General features: G+C 68.6%; 21 protein-coding genes and 1 pseudogene. 17 read left to right on the forward strand and 5 right to left on the reverse strand.

What is annotated here, in order from left to right:
* Window positions 1-62 precede the first annotated feature (62 nt).
* From BUE42_RS19305 to BUE42_RS19315, 3 genes are all read right to left on the reverse strand, one after another.
* The gene (locus BUE42_RS19305) at window positions 63-1,265 is read right to left on the reverse strand and encodes a Fic family protein (protein ID WP_073466928.1); all 1,203 of its coding nucleotides are present in this window, start codon (window positions 1,263-1,265) and stop codon (window positions 63-65) included.
* Between the two features lie 116 nt (window positions 1,266-1,381).
* A complete protein-coding gene (locus tag BUE42_RS19310; protein ID WP_073466929.1) occupies window positions 1,382-1,750 on the reverse strand; it encodes a response regulator in 369 nt (122 codons plus the stop codon).
* A gap of 14 nt (window positions 1,751-1,764) precedes the next feature.
* Entirely contained in the window at window positions 1,765-2,730 is a 966-nt protein-coding gene (locus BUE42_RS19315; RefSeq protein WP_073466930.1) for a chemotaxis protein CheX, read from the reverse strand.
* Between the two features lie 144 nt (window positions 2,731-2,874).
* Here BUE42_RS19315 and BUE42_RS19320 point away from each other — a divergent pair, with 144 nt between their 5' ends.
* From BUE42_RS19320 to BUE42_RS19330, 3 genes are read left to right on the forward strand one after another with little or no spacing between them, the layout of a single operon-like run.
* Window positions 2,875-3,552 (forward strand): CsgG/HfaB family protein, encoded by a 678-nt coding sequence (locus BUE42_RS19320; RefSeq protein WP_073466931.1) that lies wholly within the window; start codon window positions 2,875-2,877, stop codon window positions 3,550-3,552.
* Window positions 3,549-3,923: a DUF4810 domain-containing protein gene (locus BUE42_RS19325; protein ID WP_073466932.1), complete on the forward strand. Its 375-nt coding sequence runs from the start codon at window positions 3,549-3,551 to the stop codon at window positions 3,921-3,923. The genes BUE42_RS19320 and BUE42_RS19325 overlap by 4 nt, the downstream gene beginning before the upstream one ends.
* Entirely contained in the window at window positions 3,920-4,606 is a 687-nt protein-coding gene (locus BUE42_RS19330) for a DUF799 domain-containing protein (protein ID WP_073466933.1), read from the forward strand. The genes BUE42_RS19325 and BUE42_RS19330 overlap by 4 nt, the downstream gene beginning before the upstream one ends.
* Window positions 4,607-4,760: 154 nt before the next feature.
* Here BUE42_RS19330 and BUE42_RS34110 read toward each other — a convergent pair.
* Window positions 4,761-5,315: pseudogene (locus tag BUE42_RS34110) on the reverse strand (sulfite oxidase heme-binding subunit YedZ); the annotation flags it as partial.
* Window positions 5,284-6,162: a protein-methionine-sulfoxide reductase catalytic subunit MsrP gene (gene msrP, locus BUE42_RS19340; RefSeq protein WP_073466935.1), complete on the reverse strand. Its 879-nt coding sequence runs from the start codon at window positions 6,160-6,162 to the stop codon at window positions 5,284-5,286. The gene msrP and the pseudogene BUE42_RS34110, both read right to left, overlap by 32 nt.
* A gap of 232 nt (window positions 6,163-6,394) precedes the next feature.
* On the opposite strand from msrP, the gene BUE42_RS19345 reads away from it, so the two are divergent.
* The 14 genes from BUE42_RS19345 (at window position 6,395) to BUE42_RS19405 (ending at window position 17,784) form a co-directional block, all read left to right on the forward strand.
* Window positions 6,395-6,703, forward strand: a complete 309-nt coding sequence (locus tag BUE42_RS19345; protein ID WP_073466998.1) for a helix-turn-helix domain-containing protein — start codon at window positions 6,395-6,397, stop codon at window positions 6,701-6,703.
* The gene (locus BUE42_RS19350; protein ID WP_073466936.1) at window positions 6,700-7,938 is read left to right on the forward strand and encodes a type II toxin-antitoxin system HipA family toxin; all 1,239 of its coding nucleotides are present in this window, start codon (window positions 6,700-6,702) and stop codon (window positions 7,936-7,938) included. The genes BUE42_RS19345 and BUE42_RS19350 overlap by 4 nt, the downstream gene beginning before the upstream one ends.
* A 146-nt stretch (window positions 7,939-8,084) precedes the next feature.
* Window positions 8,085-8,858 (forward strand): sensor histidine kinase, encoded by a 774-nt coding sequence (locus BUE42_RS19355; protein ID WP_083614282.1) that lies wholly within the window; start codon window positions 8,085-8,087, stop codon window positions 8,856-8,858.
* Between the two features lie 67 nt (window positions 8,859-8,925).
* Complete coding sequence (locus tag BUE42_RS19360; RefSeq protein ID WP_073466938.1) at window positions 8,926-9,609, forward strand: response regulator; 684 nt, start codon at window positions 8,926-8,928, stop codon at window positions 9,607-9,609.
* 86 nt (window positions 9,610-9,695) lie between these two features.
* On the forward strand, window positions 9,696-10,136 hold the full coding sequence (locus BUE42_RS19365; protein ID WP_073466939.1) for a response regulator: 441 nt from the start codon (window positions 9,696-9,698) through the stop codon (window positions 10,134-10,136).
* A gap of 95 nt (window positions 10,137-10,231) precedes the next feature.
* On the forward strand, window positions 10,232-10,804 hold the full coding sequence (locus tag BUE42_RS19370) for a Pvc16 family protein (RefSeq protein WP_073466940.1): 573 nt from the start codon (window positions 10,232-10,234) through the stop codon (window positions 10,802-10,804).
* Between the two features lie 2 nt (window positions 10,805-10,806).
* A complete protein-coding gene (locus BUE42_RS19375) occupies window positions 10,807-11,664 on the forward strand; it encodes a hypothetical protein (RefSeq protein ID WP_073466941.1) in 858 nt (285 codons plus the stop codon).
* 33 nt (window positions 11,665-11,697) lie between these two features.
* The gene (locus BUE42_RS19380) at window positions 11,698-13,326 is read left to right on the forward strand and encodes a phage tail sheath family protein (protein WP_073466942.1); all 1,629 of its coding nucleotides are present in this window, start codon (window positions 11,698-11,700) and stop codon (window positions 13,324-13,326) included.
* 53 nt (window positions 13,327-13,379) lie between these two features.
* Window positions 13,380-13,838, forward strand: a complete 459-nt coding sequence (locus BUE42_RS19385; protein ID WP_073466943.1) for a phage tail protein — start codon at window positions 13,380-13,382, stop codon at window positions 13,836-13,838.
* Window positions 13,838-14,440 carry a phage tail protein gene (locus BUE42_RS19390; protein ID WP_083614283.1) on the forward strand — a complete coding sequence of 201 codons (603 nt, stop codon included), beginning with the start codon at window positions 13,838-13,840 and terminating at the stop codon, window positions 14,438-14,440. Before BUE42_RS19385 ends, BUE42_RS19390 begins: the two co-directional genes overlap by 1 nt.
* A gap of 8 nt (window positions 14,441-14,448) precedes the next feature.
* A complete protein-coding gene (locus BUE42_RS33085) occupies window positions 14,449-14,619 on the forward strand; it encodes a DUF5908 family protein (RefSeq protein ID WP_159445454.1) in 171 nt (56 codons plus the stop codon).
* 341 nt (window positions 14,620-14,960) lie between these two features.
* Window positions 14,961-15,656, forward strand: a complete 696-nt coding sequence (locus tag BUE42_RS19395) for a CIS tube protein (RefSeq protein WP_369822979.1) — start codon at window positions 14,961-14,963, stop codon at window positions 15,654-15,656.
* A 12-nt stretch (window positions 15,657-15,668) separates the two neighbouring features.
* On the forward strand, window positions 15,669-17,465 hold the full coding sequence (gene vgrG / locus BUE42_RS19400; RefSeq protein WP_073466945.1) for a type VI secretion system tip protein VgrG: 1,797 nt from the start codon (window positions 15,669-15,671) through the stop codon (window positions 17,463-17,465).
* A gap of 4 nt (window positions 17,466-17,469) precedes the next feature.
* Window positions 17,470-17,784, forward strand: a complete 315-nt coding sequence (locus BUE42_RS19405) for a PAAR domain-containing protein (protein ID WP_235002461.1) — start codon at window positions 17,470-17,472, stop codon at window positions 17,782-17,784.
* The last annotated feature ends 4 nt before the right edge of the window (window positions 17,785-17,788 follow it).

Genomic DNA, 17,788 nt, shown 5'->3' on the forward strand with positions numbered 1-17,788 from the left:
TGCAGAAGCCCGAAGTTCCCCTCTTGACGCGGGGCAGGCGGCGGGTGATAGACGCCTGCGCGTCAGCCCGGCGGCGGTGTCGTTGCCGCTTCGGGATAGAGATTCGGAAAGAGGATGCTGAGGGTGTCCAGCGGAAAGCCGATCCCGACCTCGCCCTTCGGGCTGTCAGAGACCAGCAACCCATCGGCCAGCAGCCGGGCGATCATCTTGCGTGCCGTGCGTTCTCCGAGGCCCGTCATCTGCGAGAAGTCGGCGCGCGAGACGGGCCCGGCGGCCAGCACGTGGTGCAGCGGCAGGAGGGCTTCGCGCCGATAGTCCGAGTGGGTCGCGCTCTGGCTGCGTATCAACACGAGCGCGGCGATGCGCTCGCGCAGCAGGCCCAGATCGAGCATGTCTTCCATGAACCGCGCCTGGTCGCCGCACAACTCGATGAAGAAGCGGCACCACTCGCGCAGCATTCGCTCGCTGAGGTTGCCTCGGCCGTCGAGGTCGCCGTGGCGGGGCATGTCGGCGTTCGACAGCAACTCGTAGTACCTCGCCCGCTGGCGTGCAAGACCTCGGCTGATGGACCACAGTCCAGCGCTCAGCGGCAGCAGCGCGCAATGCGTCTGCAATCGGCAGGCCCGGCCGTTGCCATCGGCGAACGGGTGAACCCAGGTCATGCGGTGATGCGCAGCCGCCACGGTGTAGATGCGCGCGTCGAGTGCGACGCGGCGCGCATACACCGAATCGGCACGGTGCAGGAACTTCGGAATCGAGCGCCAGGCCGGCGGCTGATGCCTGCCGACCGCGACATCTTCCTGGCGAAGCAGGCCGGGCTCGACGACACGCCCATCGTCCGTTCTGCGGTCGTCGGGCGCAAGGCGGCCATAGAGGCTTGCATGGGCGCGCTGCAGGAAGGCTGCACTCAAGGTCATCGTTTCATCGGTCGCCAGCGCTTCGAGTTCTCGTTCCGCATCGATGTGGGCCAGGGCAATGCGCTGCCGCAGCGCGATGTCGGGCGTTGCCGAGAAGTCTTGCCGAAGCGCGCGATCGATGTGAGCCGGATGGGTGCTCTGGCCCTCGATCAGGTTCGAGTAGTACGAGTTCATCGACCTGAGCAACTCGTGCAGGCGGGCTCGGCTGGCCGGATGAATGGCGGCTTTCAACGCGAGGGCCCGTTCGGTGACGGCGCGCGTCTCATGCGCAAGGTCATCGAGTTCCTTCTGCGGAAGCAGGGGTTCGAACTGATGCGGCTGGTCGTAGACCGAGATGTCAGACGGCATAAGTTGCCGATCTTAGTTCCGAAGCTGTTTTGCTGGAAACTTTTATAAAACAATAGCTTGAAGAGCTTAAATGACTTCCTGGTGGACTTTTTCTGCCGATCTTTCTGCCGATCTTCTCAAAGACCGCACAGCTTGCGGAACGGCCCCAGCACCGCCTCGCCGCGGAACGGCTTGACGATCCAGCCGGTCACGCCGATCGCCTTGGCGCGCTCGCGCATCTCGGCGTTGTCCTCGGTGGTCAGCATCACGATGTGCACCGCCGAGTTCCCGAGCTCGGTGCGGATCTTCTCGGCCATCGTCAGGCCGTCCATGTTCGGCATGTTGATGTCGCTCACCACCAGCTTGATCGACGGGTCGAGCGCCAGCTGCCGCAGGCCGTCGCGGCCGTCGTTGGCCTGGTCCACGTCGAAGCCGTTCTGCCGCAGGAAGCTGCAGACGATTTCGCGCATCGTGTTGGAGTCGTCGACGACCAGGATCTGGGCCATTCAGCGGTTTCTCTTCAGAAGAATTCCAGCTCGCCCGTGCTGTCGGCGATGGAGGCGGGATTCGAGAACTCGACGAAAGCCTCGGGGCGGAACAGCAGGTTGAAGATGAAGCGCTGCACGATGGTCAGCGAGCGCTGGCGCGGGTGGCGCGGGTCTGACAGCTGGTAGCGGATGCACAGCTGCGGATCCTGCGAGCCGAACGAGATGTACTTCTGCTCGTGGTTGATCACGATCGGCACCTGCGTCTGCTGCGTCGGGAACGCCTCGGGCGGGATGTAGTGGTTCTTGAACGCGCCCCAGATCAGGTTCGTGGTCTCGGCGATCAGGTTGTTCAGCTCGCGGAAGCCGAGGTCGCCGCCGACGCCCTCGAATCCCATGCCCTGGGCCATGCCCTGGCGCAGCGCGCCTTCCTCGGCCTGCAGCATCATGTAGCCGCGGCACCAGGTGCTCTCCAGCGCGATCAGCGTCGACACCTGGCCGTAGATGATGCGGTCGTGCACCACGTAGGGCGGCTCGGCCTCCACCGTCGCGTTCGGGAACATCGAGCGGATGGCCTTGCAGGTCAGCTCGACGATGCCATGCACCAGGGCCATCGGGTAGCGCAGGCCGAACAGGCTTCGGTCGATGTGGGCGCGCAGCTCGTCGAGCCGGCCGCTGGCCCACGGGTGCGTGATGCAGCGCGCCTCGTCGTCGGTCAGCGCCCGCGTGCTGGTGCGGCGCAGGAAGATCGGCAGCTCCGGGCGTTGGCGGTGCAGGGCTTGCGCGAGCTTCAGGCTGTCGGGTTCGTCGCAGGGCAGGTCTTCGGCCAGCAGCACGCCGGCCAGGTCCTTGTGCTGGGCCAGCGCCTCCATCGCATCGGCTGCGGCGCGCGGCACGGTGATGATGCCGAGCGTCTCGCAGAACGCGAGCAGTTCGGGATAGTGCTTCGGATCGTGCTCGAGCAGCAGGATCTTGGCGGCGAGGAAAGCGGTATCGGCCATGGGAGGGGTTATCGGCAGCATGGCAGGGGGCTGAAAGCATCCTCAATCTTTTTGTCGCTTGCCGTGCCGATGTGCCGGGGGGCCTCGCGACGGCCCGTCAGATAATTCACGGGCTCTTGTTCCCATCTCTTCCAGAGGATTCCCATGCTCCAACGTCCGACAGCCGTTCTCGCGGCTGCATGCGCCTTGCTGATCGCCGGTTGCGCCACCGAAAGCTCCCGCACGCTGGAGGTCGCGAAGACGCAGGCCGCCGCGGCACCGTTCAACGGCACGCGCCTGCCGGTCTCGGTCGGCAAGTTCGACAACCGCTCCAGCTTCATGCGCGGCGTGTTCTCCGATGGCGTCGACCGCCTCGGCAGCCAGGCCAAGACGACGCTGGTCGCGCACCTGCAGCAGTCGCAGCGCTTCTCGGTGCTCGACCGCGACAACCTGTCCGAGACGGGCCAGGAAGCCAAGCTGCAGGGCACGGCCCAGACGCTGCGCGGCGCGTCGTACGTGGTGACCGGCGACATCTCCGAGTTCGGCCGCAAGGAGGTCGGCGACCACCAGCTGTTCGGCCTGTTCGGCCGCGGCAAGACGCAGATCGCCTACGCGAAGATCACGCTCAACATCGTCAACAGCCTCACCGCCGAGGTCGTCTACTCGGCCCGCGGCGCCGGCGAGTACGAGTTGTCGAACCGCGAGGTGCTCGGCTTCGGCGGCACCGCCAGCTACGACGCGACGCTGAACGGCAAGGTGCTCGACCTTGCGATGCGCCAGGCGGTCGACGACCTCGTCACCGCGAAGGACAGCGGCCAGTGGGGCAAGGACGCTGCCAAGTGAGGGGCCGTCTCCTGGTTGCTGCTTGTGCGGTGGCGCTGCTGGCCGGCTGCGCCAAGCCGCGCCCGCCGCTGTACCTGTGGGAGTCGTTCCCGCGCCAGCAGTACGACGCGCTGCAGCGCGGCGGCGCCGGCGCGCAGGAGCAGATCGCCGCGCTGGAAGAGCACGTCGTGAAGGCGCGGGCGCAGAACGCCGCGCTGCCGCCCGGGCTGCGTGCCCACCTCGGCATGCTGAAGCTGTCGATCGGCGACCCCGGCGAAGCGCGCCAGCTCTGGCTGGCCGAGAAGCTGGCGTTTCCGGAGTCGGCACCCTACATGGACCAGTTGCTGAAGCGCCTGGACGGCCCCGCGGCCAAGACGGAGAAGCCGGCATGACGCTCACTCGTTCATTGTTTCGATCGATCGCGCTGACGGCCACCGTCGCCACGGCCGCGTTGCTCGGCGGTTGCGCCACCTCGCCGGCCTACGACTACACCGCCTTCAACCGCGCGAAGCCGGCCTCGCTGCTGGTGCTGCCGCCGCTGAACGAATCGCCCGAGATCAGCGCGACCGCGTCCGTCTGGAGCCACGCGACCCGGCCGCTGGCCGAGGCGGGCTACTACGTGTTGCCGGTCACGCTGGTCGACGAGACCTTCCGCCAGAACGGCGTGGACACTGCGCACGACGCCCAGGAGGTCTCCGCGCGCAAGCTGCGCGAGTTCTTCGGTGCCGACGCGGCCGTCTACATCAAGGTGCGCAAGTACGGCGCCAGCTACGCGGTGCTGTCGAGCGAGACGCGCGTCGAGGTCGAGGCCCGCATCATCGACCTGCGCAGCGGCGAGCTGCTGTGGAACGGCTCGGCCGTGGCCAGCTCGTCCGAGGAGCAGCAGCAGTCGCAGGGCGGCCTGATCGGCGCGCTGGTGGGCGCGCTGGTGCGGCACGTCATGAGCAACGCGACCGACGATTCGTACCGCTGGGCCGGGGTGGCCGACGACCGCATGCTGGGGGCGCCTCGCCGCAACGGCGTGCCGCCGGGGCCGCGCTCGCCGCTGCACGGGCAGCCGATGCCGGTGCAGTAGGCGAAGCCGTCATTGCATCCGGCTGCGCCCGCGTGCCCCACGCATGCGCGGCCAGCCGGAACGCGAGCAGCGCTGCTGCAACGCCGGCGAAGACCCAGGCCGACACATGGCCCAGCTTCGCCTGCAGCACGCCGTGCAGCGCCGCGAGCACGGTGGCGGCATACACCAACTGGTGCAGCCGCAGCCAGTGCCGCTTCAGCCGGCGGATCGCCCGCTGGGTCGAGGTCAGTGCGAGCGGCAACAGCAGCAACAGCGCCGCCGAGCCGAGCGCGATGAACGGCCGCTCGGCCAGGTCCTGCGCGTACGCATGCAGCGTGCCGGCATCGAAGCCCAGGTAGAGCCCGAGGTGCACCACGGCGTAGCCGAAGCTCCACAGCCCGAGTTGGCGGCGCTGGCGGATCAGCGCGTTCCAGTCGCCGATGCGACGGCCGAAACGCAAGGCCACCGACCGCGACAGCCAGACCGACATGCGGCGCAGCGGCGTGACCGCGAGCGTTGCCAGCAGCAGGCTCATCGCCCACCAGCCGCTCGCGTGCGTCAACGCGGCGATGGGGTCGGGACCGAGCGTGCCGGCCGCGAAGCCGATCGACCAGCGCAGCGCCGGCGCTGCGCACAGCATGAAGGTCAGCGGCGTCAGCACGCCGGCCTGCACCAGATGGCGCAGCACGGCGGCGCGCCTAGAAGTTCCGGGCGAGGTCCATGCCGGCATACAGCGACGCGACCTCGGCCGCGTACCCGTTGAAGGGCAGGGTGGGGCGCTTGGCAAGCTCGCCCAGCCGCAGCTCGCGGCGTTGCGACCAGCGCGGGTGCGGCACCTCGGGGTGCACGTTGCCGAAGAAGCCGTACTCCGACGGCGCGGCCTGCATCCAGGTGGTGACCGGCGCCTGCTCCACCAGCCGGATGTGCGTGATGGCCTTCGGGCTCTTGAAGCCGTACTTCCATGGCACGGCCAGCCGCAGCGGCGCGCCGTTCTGCGGTGGCAGCGCGCTGCCGTACAGGCCGGTGGCCACCAGCGTCAGCGGGTGCATGGCCTCGTCGATGCGCAGCGCTTCGGTGTAGGGCCAGTCGAGCATCGGCCGGCGCTGGCCGTACATCTCGGACGGGCGCAGCACCGAGATGAACTGCACGTGGCGTGCGCGCGAGGTCGGCGCGACGAGCTTCAGCAGTGCGGCCAGCGGAAAGCCGCGCCACGGCACCACCATCGACCAGCCTTCAACGCAGCGCAGCCGGTAGAGGCGGTCTTCCTGCGGGAAGCGGCGCAGCAGCTCATCGAGGTCGAAGCGGCGCGGGCGTTCGACCTCGCCGTCGACGGTGACGATCCACGGCGTCGTGCGGAAGTCCTCGGCCAGCTTCCAGACGGCCGCCTTGTCGGGCGAGAACTCGTAGTAGTTGTTGTGCCGGGTCGCGGCCTCGCGCGGGGTGACGTCGTCGGCGGTGAGGGCAGGGGCCGAGGTGGCGGCGGCCGGGCCGGCCAGCGCGGCGGCGGTCAGCGTGAGCAGCTGGCGTCGATCGAGCCACAGGCGCTGCGGCGTGATCTCACTCGGGGACGGGGTCATGCGGGGTGTTCAGCGAGGGTGGCGGGCCTCCAGGTCTTCGACCTGTGGCAGGCCGACGCGCAGGGGACATTTGTCCTGAATCGTGTTGGCCCGCGCCTTCGGCGCGGGGAACCTGGCTACAGTGTGGATTGCTTTTGTCTTTCTATCCGAAGAGACACTAAACAATTCACTAAATGCAAAATTATTCAATAATGGACCTTTTGATGTCCATTATTGAATTTCCATGATTGACATGAAATTCGCCACCCCCGACGAGCTGGTCCGCGAGCTCGGCAGCCGCCTTCGCACCCAGCGCCTCGCATCGCGCGTCACCCAGCGGGAGCTGGCACAGCGGGCCGGCGTCGCGCTCGGTGCGGTGAAGAAGCTGGAGTCCGACGGCAACACCACGCTGCAGACCTTCGTGCGGGTGGTGCAGGCGCTGTCGCTGACCGGTGACATCGAAGACATCCTCGTGCTCAAGCCGCACGCCAGCATCGCCGAGATGGAGCGCGCCGCGGCGGCACCGCGCCAGCGCGCCCGCCGGCCCGCATTGCCGCGATGAAGAAGCTCGACGTCCTGTTCTGCGGCTGGGGCCACGATTGGCTGCTCGGCCGGCTGGCCGACAACGGCGCCCAGCTGCTGTTCGAGTACTCGCCCGAGGCGCTGCGACGTGGCGTCGAGTTCTCGGCGATGCAGTTGCCGCTGCGCCCCGAGGCGTACGGCGGCTTCCCGAACTTCCAGTCGCAGCTGCCCGGCCTGCTGGCCGATGCGCTGCCCGACGGCTGGGGCCTGTTGCTGATGGACAAGCTGTTCCTGAAGAGCGGCCGCGATCCGGCGCGCCTGTCGCCGCTCGACCGGCTGGCGTTCATCGGCGAGCGCGCGATGGGGGCCCTGGCGTTCCGCCCGGCCGATGAGCTGCCGCCGGCGGAACAGGACCTCTCGCTGCTGCAACTGGCCACCGCGGCACAGACCGTGGTCGAGGGCGAGGATGTGGCCGCCTTGAATGCGCTGGTGACGATGGGCGGCTCGCCGCAAGGTGCGCGTCCGAAGGTGCTGGTGCGCTTCGATCCCGACACCCGCCAGGTCACCACGCGCGAGGACGGCCTCGGCACGCCCTGGATGGTCAAGTTTCCCGCGCGCGGCGAGCACCCCGAGGTCTGCGCCGTCGAATACGCCTACTCGATCGCGGCGCGCGCCTGCGGCATCGCGATGCCGCGCACCGAGCATTTCAGCCTGGGCCGCGCGATGTCGGCCTTCGGCGTCGAGCGCTTCGACCGTGTGGATGCGGGCGCGGGCGCGATGCGCGTGCCGGTGCATTCGTTCGCCGGCGCGCTGCATGCCGATTTCCGCCTGCCGTCGCTGGACTACCAGACCGTGCTGCGCGCCACCCGCTTCTTCACGCGCGACGAAGTGGAGGTGAGCCGGGCCTTCCTGCGCTGCGTCTTCAACGTCGTGTTCCACAACCGCGACGATCACGCGAAGAACTTCGCGTTGCGCATGAACGAACGCTTGATGTGGCAGCTGTCGCCGGCCTACGACCTCGTCTACAGCCACGGCCCGCGCGGCCATCACCAGACCTCGGTGATGGGCGAGGGCCTCGCGCCGGGGCGCGCGCACCTGCTGGCGCTGGCGCGCGCGGCGCAGGTGCCGAAGCACCTCGCGCTCGATGCGCTGGAGCGCGTCTGCACCGAGGCGGCCCGCCTGCCGCAGCATCTCGACGAGGCCGGCGTGCGCCGCGCCACGCGCGCCACCGTCGCCGCTGCCGTGCGCGACAACCTGCGCCGCTGCGCGCGCTGAAGCCGCGCGTTCTGAAGCGTGCTGAAACTTGCTGAAGCGCAGCGCTGCAGCGCTGTCACAAGCGGTTTCAGGTGCCCATAATCATCTGGTCGTCCGACAACAGGACGGCCGCCTGCGGGTGCCAACAAATCGCCAGGGAGCGAGAAATGCGTACACGAGTTGAGCCGACGGTCCGGTTGCTGCCGGGGTCCGGGTGTCGAGGCCGCCTGCCGGCGCGAGGCCATGTCTGGCCCCGGCTGCTGCCGCGGCAACTTGCCCGGCCCGCGCGCAGCCACCTGCGCACACTGGCCTACGAGATCACCGTCGCCGAGGCCCGCGAGCGCGAGCGCATCGCGCTCGGCCTGCACGACGAGATCGGCCAGTTCCTGACGCTCGCGCGGCTCAAGCTCGGCGCGCTGCGCGACAGCCCGCCGGGTCCTGCGGCGAGCGACCTGCTCGACGAGGTCGCTTCGCTGCTCGCGCAGGCCTCGCGTGCCACCCGTTCGGCCACCTTCGACCTCAGCAGCCCGGTGCTGCGCCTCGGCCTGGAGCAGGCCTTGCGCAGCCTGGCCGACCGGCTCGCGGCCGACAGCCGCCTTCAGGTCACTTTCGATGGCGCGATGCCGCCGCTCGGCCTGCCCGAGGCGGTGCTGGCGGTCGTGTTCCGCGGCGTGCGCGAGCTGTGCCTGAACGTGCAGAAGCATGCGCATGCGGCGCGCGTCAGCATCAGCGCGTGGGGCGACGGGCGCACGCTGAAGCTGTGCGTCGCCGATGACGGCGTCGGCTTCCGCACCGATGCATCGCGCGGCGTGTTCAGCCGCACTGGCGGCTTCGGGCTGGCCAGCACGCAGGCGCAGATCCAGGCGATCGGCGGGCGGCTCGAGATCTCGTCCAGCGCCAGCCTGGGCACGCGCGTCACCATCCTGCTGCCGCTGCAGTGAGCGCGGCTGGCTGAATGCATCCGGTCGCGGCATCACGCGACCCCCGACGACCTCGAGAGGACCGACCATGGGCATTCGCATCGTGCTTGCCGACGACCACCGCATCGTGCGCGACGGGCTGTGCGCCTTGCTGGCGCGCGAGAAAGACATCGAACTGATCGGCCAGGCCGACGACGGCCTCGGCGCCGTGCGGCTGGCGCGCGAGTTGCGGCCCGACATCGTCGTCACCGACGTGTCGATGCCGGGCCTGAACGGCGTCGAGGCCACGCGCCGCATCCGGGCCGACGAGCCGTCGGTGCGCGTGCTGTGCCTGTCGGTGCATGCCGAGAGCCGCATGGTGCTGGCGGTGCTCGAGGCCGGTGCATCGGGTTACGTGCTGAAGGACTGTTCGTACGACGAGCTGGCGCTCGCGATCCGCAAGGCGATGGCCGACCAGATCCACCTGAGCGCCGAACTGGTGGGCCTGGTCGTCAAGGAGGTGCGCAGCCGCGGCCAGCCGCAGGCGGCCGGCGGCAGCGCGGCGCTGACGCCCCGCGAGCGCGAAATGGTGCAGCTGCTGTCCGAAGGCTTGTCGACGCAGCAGATCGCCGACCGGCTGCACGTCAGCATCAAGACCGTCGCGACGCACCGCGAGCACGTGATGCAGAAGCTCGACATCAGCAGCCTGGCCGAGCTGACGCGCTACGCGCTGTGCGAGGGCCTGAGTTCGCTCGACCAGCCGTGGCGCAGCGGGCCGCGCACGCCGGCCTGAAGGCTGCGGTTCAGATTTCGGGCGGCTGCGTATCAGCCGTTTCCTGATGGCGCGGCGCGCCGCGGCGGTTCACGCTGCGCTTCACGATGGCCGTTGCTGCGCCCCCCCTGACCCTCTTCCTGGCCGACGACCACGCGGCCTACCGGACCTGCGTGGCCGATCTGCTGCGCCCGCACGGTTTCGCGGTCCTCGGCGAAGCGCCTGACGTGCCCGCGCTGCAGGCCTGGCTCGCGCAGGCGCCGCTGCCGCCCGACGTGCTGCTGATGGACGTGCAGATGCCCGGCGGCGGCCCATCGGCGCTGGCCGCGCTGCTGGCGCACCACCCAAGCCTGCCCGTGCTGGTGCTGTCGATGCACGACGAGCCGGCGATCGTCGACGCGATGCGCGCCGCCGGCGCCTGCGGCTACGTGCTGAAGGACGACCCGATCGCCGACCTGGTACAGGCGATCCGCGCGGTGGCCGCCGGCGCGCGCGATGTCGGTCGCAGCGGCGGCATCAGCCGCCCACCGTCACCGTCTCAGCAATGAAGAAGCCCAAGTTCAGAGATTGACCGATGGGCGCGGGCGGCGCACGTCCCTATCGTCGGTGCATTCGTTCACCACACGCCACCACCAAGGTCCCCATGATCGACGCGGCCATCGCGCAAGTTGCCAACCAGTTGAACAACGCCCTGCGGCGCTCGTTCCAGCTGGGCGAGGAACTGGTCGTCGTCTCGAGCCCGTACGAGCCGGACGGCAGCATCGCCGCGAACATCAACAACAAGCTCGCGGTGTTCCTGGTCAACCTCGAGCGCGACACGGTACCGGGCTACCGCACGAAGACCGGGGCCGGCGAGGGCCGCCAGGCGCGAGTGCCGCAGCCGGTGTCGCTGAACCTGATGGTGATGTTCGCCGCCAACTTCAGCGCGTCGAACTACCCCGAGGCGCTGAAGTTCATCTCCAGCACGATCGCGCATTTCCAGTCGTGGCCGGTGCTGGACCACCAGAACACGCCCGACCTCGACCCGCGCATCGAGAAGCTGACCCTCGACATCGAGAACCTCAGCGTCAGCGACCTCAGCAACCTGTGGGGCATGTTCAGCGGCCGCTACCTGCCGTCGGTGCTGTACCGCATCCGCATGGTGACCTTCGATGCCGGCCAGCTCGATGCGCAACTGCCGGTGGTGCGCCGAACGCAGGCCGGGGTGGGGGCCTGAGCATGATCGACGTCGGCCCGTACCTACCGCTGCTGCGCGTCGACTTCGCGCACGGCTTCTTCGCCGACGGGCGCTGCCCCGGGCTGCGCTTCGTGCCGGCCGGCGACACCGCATGGTGGCTGCGCGCGACCGATGCGATCGAGCGCCACACCGGCGGCGCGCTGGTGCTGTACGGCCCGGCGCAGGCGCTGACGGTGTTGCCGAATGCGGTGCTCGCGTGGCATGTGCATGCCACCGACGAGGCCTTCCCGACCTGCACGGACAGCCCGGCGCAATGGCCCGCCGAACTGTTGTGGCTCGACGCCGGCGAGGCGGTGCGGAACGAAGGCAGCACAGACGGCGACGCGTCATTCCGCCTGCATGCCGGTGAGACCGTCTCGCAGGCCGACGTGCGCCCGCTGACCTGGCCGCTGGTGTCGCAGTCGCTCGGCACGACCTCGCCGAACGGCGCCCGGCTGATGCCGCCGCTCGCGCTGCTGCGCGTGCCGCTGGCGCTGGTGCCGCCGGCGCCGCTGATTTACTCGGTGCGGTTCGCGCCACGTGCGACGGTGTGGAAATACTGCCTGCACGGCGACTGGCCCGAGCCGCAATTGCAGGTCGTCGACCTGGCGAGCGGTGTCGAGTTCGGCGAGCCCGAACCCGACCGGCTCGACAACGGCGCGCCGCTGCTGGCCATCCGGTCGCGGGCGCCGATCGCGCTCGCGCAGCGCAGCGAGCGTCGATTCCAGTTGCGCAGCCGCCAACGCGGCGGCGACAAGGTGCTGGTCAAGCGCCTGCCGGTGGCGGCAGCGCAGTTCCTGGCGCGAGAGCAGATCGGCGGCGAGAGCCGCCTGGTCTCCGAGATCCATGTGCATCGCTAGGCCCCGTCAACACTAACCGCAGAGGAGGCCGCAATGGCCATGAAGACCCCCGGCGTCTATATCGTCGAGAAGAATGCCTTTCCGAACTCGGTGGTCGAGGTGGCCACCGCGGTCCCCGCCTTCATCGGCTACACGCAGCGCGCCGCGAACGCGGGCAAGTCGCTGAACATGAAGCCGTGGCGTATCGGTTCGATGGCGGAGTACCACCAGTACTTCGGCTTCGGCCCGGACCCGAAGTTCGGCATCGCCGAGAAGACCGACCCGAACCAGGTCGCCGCCTTCAAGGCCGGCGACAAGGAGTTCCTGCTGACGCAGGCCGACGGCAAGGAGGGCGGCCGCTTCCTGTTGTATTACGGGATGCTGCACTTCTTCCAGAACGGCGGCGGCCCGTGCTACGTGGTGTCGGTCGGCGAGTACGACAAGACGACGCTGGTCGAGCCCGACAAGCTGATGGACGGCATCGAGCCGCTGGTCAAGGAGCAGGAGCCGACGATGGTCGTCGTGCCCGATGCGGTGCTGCTGTCGGCCAAGGACTGCATCTCGGTGCAGCAGGCGATGCTGCAGCACTGCGGCGGGCGCATGCGCAGCCGCATCGCGATCCTCGACGTGTGGGGCGGCGACCTCGATCGCAAGAACCCGACCGGCGTCGATCCGATCGAAGGCTTCCGCGGTGCGCTGGGCGTCAATTTCCTGGATTTCGCGACGGCGTATTACCCGTGGGTCAACACCACGGTGGTGCAGGACAAGGACCTGGACTACACCCGCGTCGCCAACCCCGACGTGCTGATCCAGCTGCTGATGGCCGAGCTCGCGCTGCCGGCCCAGCTGGACCCGAAGACGCCGGCGCGCACCGCGCAGCAGTGGAAGGCGGTGCAGGACGTCAGCAAGACCGACGACCAGTGGACGGCCGAGATCACCGCCGACGTCAACGCCTCGGACAAGAGCGACGACGAGAAGAAGAAGTTGCTCGACCCGGCCGCGCTGAAGCTGGCGGTGGAGACGCACAAGGCCTTGCTGAACAAGAGCCTGGGCGCGTCGAGCACCTTGTTCAACACCATCATGGCCGAGGCGCGCAACCGGCTGAACCTGATGCCGCCGTCGCCGGCGATGGCGGGCATCTACACGATGGTCGACAACACCCGTGGCGTCTGGAAGGCGCCGGCCAACGTGAGCATGAACGGCGTGGTGTCGCCGGCGGTGACGATCTCGCACGAGGACCAGGAAGACCTGAACGTCACGACGCAGGGCAAGTCGATCAACGCGATCCGCTCGTTCATCGGCGAGGGCGTGCTGGTGTGGGGCGCGCGCACGCTGGACGGCAACAGCCTGGACTGGCGCTACATCAACGTGCGGCGCACGATGATCATGCTCGAGGAGTCGTGCCGCCTGGCGGCCAAGGCGATGGTGTTCGAGCCGAACGTGTCGAGCACCTGGGTGACGATCAAGAGCATGGTCACCAACTTCCTGACCGGCATCTGGAAGCGCGGCGGCCTGGCCGGCGCGGTGCCGGACGACGCGTTCAGCGTGCACGTGGGGCTGGGCGAGACGATGACGCCCGAGGACATCCTCGAGGGGATCCTGCGCGTGTCGGTGCTGGTGGCGATCAGCCGCCCGGCCGAGTTCATCGAGATCACCTTCCAGCAGCAGATGCAGAAGTCGTGATTGATCTCCAGCAACACTCACGAAACATCATTTGACCCTTCAGGAGGCAGACCATGGCAGACGACGGATCAGCGCAATCGACCACGGTGTGGCCGCTTCCCAAGTTCCGCTTCTCGGTGAAGTGGGACGCGGCGGAAATGCACTTCCAGGAGGTCTCCGGCCTCGACGTGGAGGCGCAACCGATCGAGTACCGGCACGGTGACAGTCCGGCCTTCTCGGTGATCAAGATGCCCGGCTTGAAGAAGTACAGCGACGTGACGATGAAGAAGGGTGTCTTCAAGTCCGACAACAAGCTGTGGGACTGGTTCAACGAGATCAAGATGAACGTCATCAAGCGCAAGCCGGTGACGATCAGCCTGCTGGATGAAGCAGGTGGCGTGACGATGGTGTGGACGCTGACGAACGCCTGGCCGACCAAGATCACCGGCACCGACCTGAAGGCGCAAGGCAACGAGGTGGCGGTGGAGACCATCGTGATCGCACACGAGGGGCTCACGATCGCCAATGCCTGATGGCGACGACGATCCCGCCCGCGCCACCGCTGCCACCGCCGAAGGCGCCGCCGAAGCCTGCGCCGCCACCGCCCGCGCCGGCACCGGTGGCGCGCGGGGTGAATCCGCAGGCCTTGCAGGCGGCGAAGGCGAAGCTGCGGACCACGAAGCCACTGGAGTTCTACCCGCCGCCGGCGTTTCATTTCGCGGTGACCTTCGGCACGCAGCCGAAGGATGCCGACGGCGCCTTCCGCGAGGTGAGCGGGATCGCGCCCGAGGTCGAGACCGAGACGGTGAACGAGGGCGGGCTGAACGGTTTCGCGCACGTGTTGCCGAAGTCGATCAAGCACCCGCGGCTGGTGTTGAGGCGTGGCATCGCGGTCAGCGATTCGCGCTTGGTGCAGTGGTGCCAGGCGGTGCTGGACGGCGGCTTCGTGAAGCCGATCAACCCGAAGCTGGTGCACGTGTTCCTGCTCGACCATGCCGGCGATCCGCTGCGTTGCTGGTCGATCGAGAACGCCTGGCCGGTGAAGTGGGAGATCGATGGTTTCCAGTCCACCCGCAACGAGGTGGCGATGGAGAAGATCGAGCTGGCGTATGCGCGGTCGAACCGTGTCTATTGAGGACTCTGATGAGCATCGAGGTGCGTCAGCTGCTGATCCGCTCGCAGGTCAATGCGGCGCCTGTCGTTCCGCAGCGGCAGGGCGTGTCGTCGGCCGAGCTGCAGCGGCTGCGCGAGCAGGTGCTGTCGGAATGCAAGGCCTGGCTGGCGCAGCAACTGCGTGCTCAACGGGAGCGGTGATGTTCTGTCGGTCACTTCATTCCTCTTTCGACGGTCTGCGCAGCAAAGGCGCGCGGGGGGAGGCCGTGGCGCGCCGGGCGGGTCGGTCCTCGCCCCACACCCACCCGTTCGCCCTGAGCCTGTCGAAGGGCCTGCGCGCATCGAGCCGAGGCTTCGACAAGCTCAGCCCGAACGGGGTCGGGGTCTCGTCGACCGAGCGTGAGGCTATCGAACACAAGCAGTCCGGGGGCGATGCGGCCGGGGGTGGGCTGTGGGGGCGACTTCTGGGGCGCTCCAGCTGAGCCCCCACAGCCCACTCCCGGCCGCACCGCCCCCGCGCAAAGAACTGAAGCAACACAAAAATGTCAACAGACCGCCTAGGCCAACTCACGCATCTTGTGATGACGCGCTTCACGCTGAAGGGCGGCACCATCAAGCTCGATGATTCGGCGACCTTCACCGTGCAGATCAACCCGGCCGATTTCAAGCACACCGCCGGCATCACCTACGAGAAGCAGAAGACCCAGGGCGAGGCCAAAGGCAGCCCCAAGTTCAGCTCGGTCGGCGATGAACACGTCAGCTTCGCCCTGGTACTCGACGGCACCGGCATCGTCCCGCCCGGCGCGAGCGGCAAGCGCGAAGACGTGCGCACGCAGATGAAGAAGCTCAATGCGGTCGCCTACCAGTACCAGGCCGACACCCAGGAGCCCCCCTACGTTCGCCTGCTGTGGGGCAGCCTGATCTTCTTCGGCCGGCTCGAATCGCTGAACGTGCAGTACACGCTCTTCAAGCCGAGCGGCGAACCACTGCGCGCCCGCGTCGACCTCAACTTCCTCGGCGCGATGAGCAAGGAAGAAGCCAAGCTCGTCTCCAACCGCGAGCCCGAGGCCGCCGCCAGCAGCGTCACCGTGATCGACGGCGACACGCTGCCCCAGCTGTGCGCCGACCACTGCGGCGATGCCGCCGCCGCCCCGGCGGTCGCGCGCGCGAACAACCTGCCCAGCCTCATGGCCGTCACGCCCGGCACGACGCTGGCGATGGCCGCAGCGGCCGCCTGATCCCTCAGCGCCATGCCCGCCGTCTCGCCCCTCGACGACTCCGATGGCGTCGTGCGCCTGTCGCTCAGCGCCGACGGCACCGAGCTCGATGCCAGCATCGAGGTCATCTCGATCTCGGTGCGCCGCGGCGTCAACAGCGTGCCCTCGGCCCGCATCGAACTCGCCGACGGCGACATGCCCCACGGCACCTTCCCGCTCAGCGACGCCGCCCACTTCAAGCCCGGCGTGCTGCTGTCGATCAAGGCCGGCTACCAGGCCGCCCCCACCGCGGTGATCTTCGAAGGCCCGATCGTGCGCCACGGCCTGCAGGTGCGCGGCGACAACGATGCTCGCCTGGTCGTCGAATGCCGCGACAAGGCCGTGCTGATGACCGTCGGCCGCCGCAACGCGAACTTCATCGACCAGACCGACAGCGCCGTCATCGAGGCGCTGGCCGGCGACCACGGCCTGTCCATCGAGGCCGATGCCACCGAGCTCAGCCACACCGAGCTGGTCCAGCACTACTGCAGCGACTGGGACTTCATGCTGTCGCGCGCCGAGGTCAACGGCCTGCTTGTGGTCGCCACCGACGGCAAGCTCGCCGTCAAGGCGCCCGCGGTCGACGCCGAGCCGTCGCTGAAGGTCACCTACGGCATCGACCTGTTCGATTTCCAGGCCGACCTCGACGCGCGCAGCCAGCTCGCCAGCGCCCAGGCCTTCTCGTGGGACATCAAGGGCCAGGCCGCGCTCGAAGGCACCGCCAGCGCGCCGGTCACGCTGCCGAAGCAGGGCGACATCGATTCGGCCACGCTCGCCCAGGTGATCGGCCTGCCGACCTGGCGGCTGCAGTCCGGCGCGCCGCAGCCGCTGGCCGCGCTGACCAGCTGGGCCAAGGCGCAGCAGCTGAAAGCCGGCCTCGCGCGGCTGCGCGGGCGCATGAGCTTCCAGGGCTCGGCGCTCGCCACCGTCGGCGGGCTGATCGAACTCGCCGGCGTCGGCAAGCGCTTCAGCGGCAAGGTGCTCGTCACCGGGCTGCGCCACGAGATCGCCGACGGCAACTGGGTCACCGAGGCAGAGTTCGGCCTCGCGCCCGATTGGTTCGTCGAGCGCAGCGACGTGGTCGCGCCGCCCGGCGCCGGCCTGCTGCCCGGCGTGCACGGCCTGCAGGTCGGCATCGTGATGAAGCTCGACGCCGACCCCGCCGGCGAGCAGCGCGTGCAGGTCAAGCTGCCGATGCTGCAGGCCGCCACCGAAGGCATCTGGGCGCGGCTGCTGCAGTTCCACGCCAGCAACGCGTTCGGCGCGTTCTTCCTGCCGGAGGTCGGCGACGAGGTCGTGCTCGGCTACTTCGCCGACGACCCGTCGCACCCGGTCGTGCTCGGCAGCCTCTACAGCAGCAAGCAGGCCACGCCGTACCCGATGGAGGCCGCCAACGACATCAAGGCCATCGTCACGCGCTGCCGCTCGAAGCTCGAGTTCAACGAGAAGGACAAGGTCATCACGGTGATCACGCCGGGCAACAACAAGATCGTGCTGAGCGACAAGGACAAATCGATCCTGCTGCAGGACCAGAACGGCAACAAGGTCGAACTCGCGCCCGGCGGCATCACGCTCGACAGCCCGGGCGACATCAAGATCACGGCCAAGGGCACGATCACGCTCGATGCGGTCGGCGCGATCACGGTCACGTCGAAGGCCGACGTCAAGGCGAGCGGCCTGAACATCGCCGCCGAGGCCCAGGTCGGCTTCACCGCGAAGGGCAATGCGAGCGCCGAGCTCTCGGCCGCCGGGCAGACGGTGGTCAAGGGCGCGATGGTGATGATCAATTGACGCGATGAAGGACCGCACCATGCCGCCCGCCGCCCGCCTCACCGACATGCACGTGTGCCCGATGGTCACGCCCGGCCTGCCGCCGATCCCGCACGTCGGCGGCCCGGTGGTCGGTCCCGGCGTGCCGACGGTGCTGATCGGCAAGCTGCCGGCCGCGGTGCTCGGCGACAGCGCGGTCTGCGTCGGCCCGCCCGACACCATCATCCAGGGCTCGACCACGGTGCTGATCGGCAGCCGGCCGGCGGCTCGCATCGGCGACCCGACCGCGCACGGCGGCAGCATCGCGATGGGCTGGCCCACGGTCCTGATCGGTGGCTGACACC

It is taken from the genome of Rhizobacter sp. OV335, from assembly GCF_900142965.1.
Taxonomy (GTDB): Bacteria; Pseudomonadota; Gammaproteobacteria; order Burkholderiales; family Burkholderiaceae_C; genus Rhizobacter.

What these genes read in the sequence shown, in the direction of transcription:
- BUE42_RS19305 (WP_073466928.1), bottom strand. Translation starts at nt 1,265, where the DNA reads ATGCCGTCTGACATCTCGGTCTACGACCAGCCGCATCAGTTCGAACCC.
- BUE42_RS19310 (WP_073466929.1), bottom strand. Translation starts at nt 1,750, where the DNA reads ATGGCCCAGATCCTGGTCGTCGACGACTCCAACACGATGCGCGAAATC.
- BUE42_RS19315 (WP_073466930.1), bottom strand. Translation starts at nt 2,730, where the DNA reads ATGGCCGATACCGCTTTCCTCGCCGCCAAGATCCTGCTGCTCGAGCAC.
- BUE42_RS19320 (WP_073466931.1), top strand. Translation starts at nt 2,875, where the DNA reads ATGCTCCAACGTCCGACAGCCGTTCTCGCGGCTGCATGCGCCTTGCTG.
- BUE42_RS19330 (WP_073466933.1), top strand. Translation starts at nt 3,920, where the DNA reads ATGACGCTCACTCGTTCATTGTTTCGATCGATCGCGCTGACGGCCACC.
- msrP (WP_073466935.1), bottom strand. Translation starts at nt 6,162, where the DNA reads ATGACCCCGTCCCCGAGTGAGATCACGCCGCAGCGCCTGTGGCTCGAT.
- BUE42_RS19345 (WP_073466998.1), top strand. Translation starts at nt 6,395, where the DNA reads ATGAAATTCGCCACCCCCGACGAGCTGGTCCGCGAGCTCGGCAGCCGC.
- BUE42_RS19350 (WP_073466936.1), top strand. Translation starts at nt 6,700, where the DNA reads ATGAAGAAGCTCGACGTCCTGTTCTGCGGCTGGGGCCACGATTGGCTG.
- BUE42_RS19355 (WP_083614282.1), top strand. Translation starts at nt 8,085, where the DNA reads ATGCGTACACGAGTTGAGCCGACGGTCCGGTTGCTGCCGGGGTCCGGG.
- BUE42_RS19360 (WP_073466938.1), top strand. Translation starts at nt 8,926, where the DNA reads ATGGGCATTCGCATCGTGCTTGCCGACGACCACCGCATCGTGCGCGAC.
- BUE42_RS19365 (WP_073466939.1), top strand. Translation starts at nt 9,696, where the DNA reads ATGGCCGTTGCTGCGCCCCCCCTGACCCTCTTCCTGGCCGACGACCAC.
- BUE42_RS19370 (WP_073466940.1), top strand. Translation starts at nt 10,232, where the DNA reads ATGATCGACGCGGCCATCGCGCAAGTTGCCAACCAGTTGAACAACGCC.
- BUE42_RS19375 (WP_073466941.1), top strand. Translation starts at nt 10,807, where the DNA reads ATGATCGACGTCGGCCCGTACCTACCGCTGCTGCGCGTCGACTTCGCG.
- BUE42_RS19380 (WP_073466942.1), top strand. Translation starts at nt 11,698, where the DNA reads ATGGCCATGAAGACCCCCGGCGTCTATATCGTCGAGAAGAATGCCTTT.
- BUE42_RS19385 (WP_073466943.1), top strand. Translation starts at nt 13,380, where the DNA reads ATGGCAGACGACGGATCAGCGCAATCGACCACGGTGTGGCCGCTTCCC.
- BUE42_RS19390 (WP_083614283.1), top strand. Translation starts at nt 13,838, where the DNA reads ATGGCGACGACGATCCCGCCCGCGCCACCGCTGCCACCGCCGAAGGCG.
- BUE42_RS33085 (WP_159445454.1), top strand. Translation starts at nt 14,449, where the DNA reads ATGAGCATCGAGGTGCGTCAGCTGCTGATCCGCTCGCAGGTCAATGCG.
- BUE42_RS19395 (WP_369822979.1), top strand. Translation starts at nt 14,961, where the DNA reads ATGTCAACAGACCGCCTAGGCCAACTCACGCATCTTGTGATGACGCGC.
- vgrG (WP_073466945.1), top strand. Translation starts at nt 15,669, where the DNA reads ATGCCCGCCGTCTCGCCCCTCGACGACTCCGATGGCGTCGTGCGCCTG.
- BUE42_RS19405 (WP_235002461.1), top strand. Translation starts at nt 17,470, where the DNA reads ATGAAGGACCGCACCATGCCGCCCGCCGCCCGCCTCACCGACATGCAC.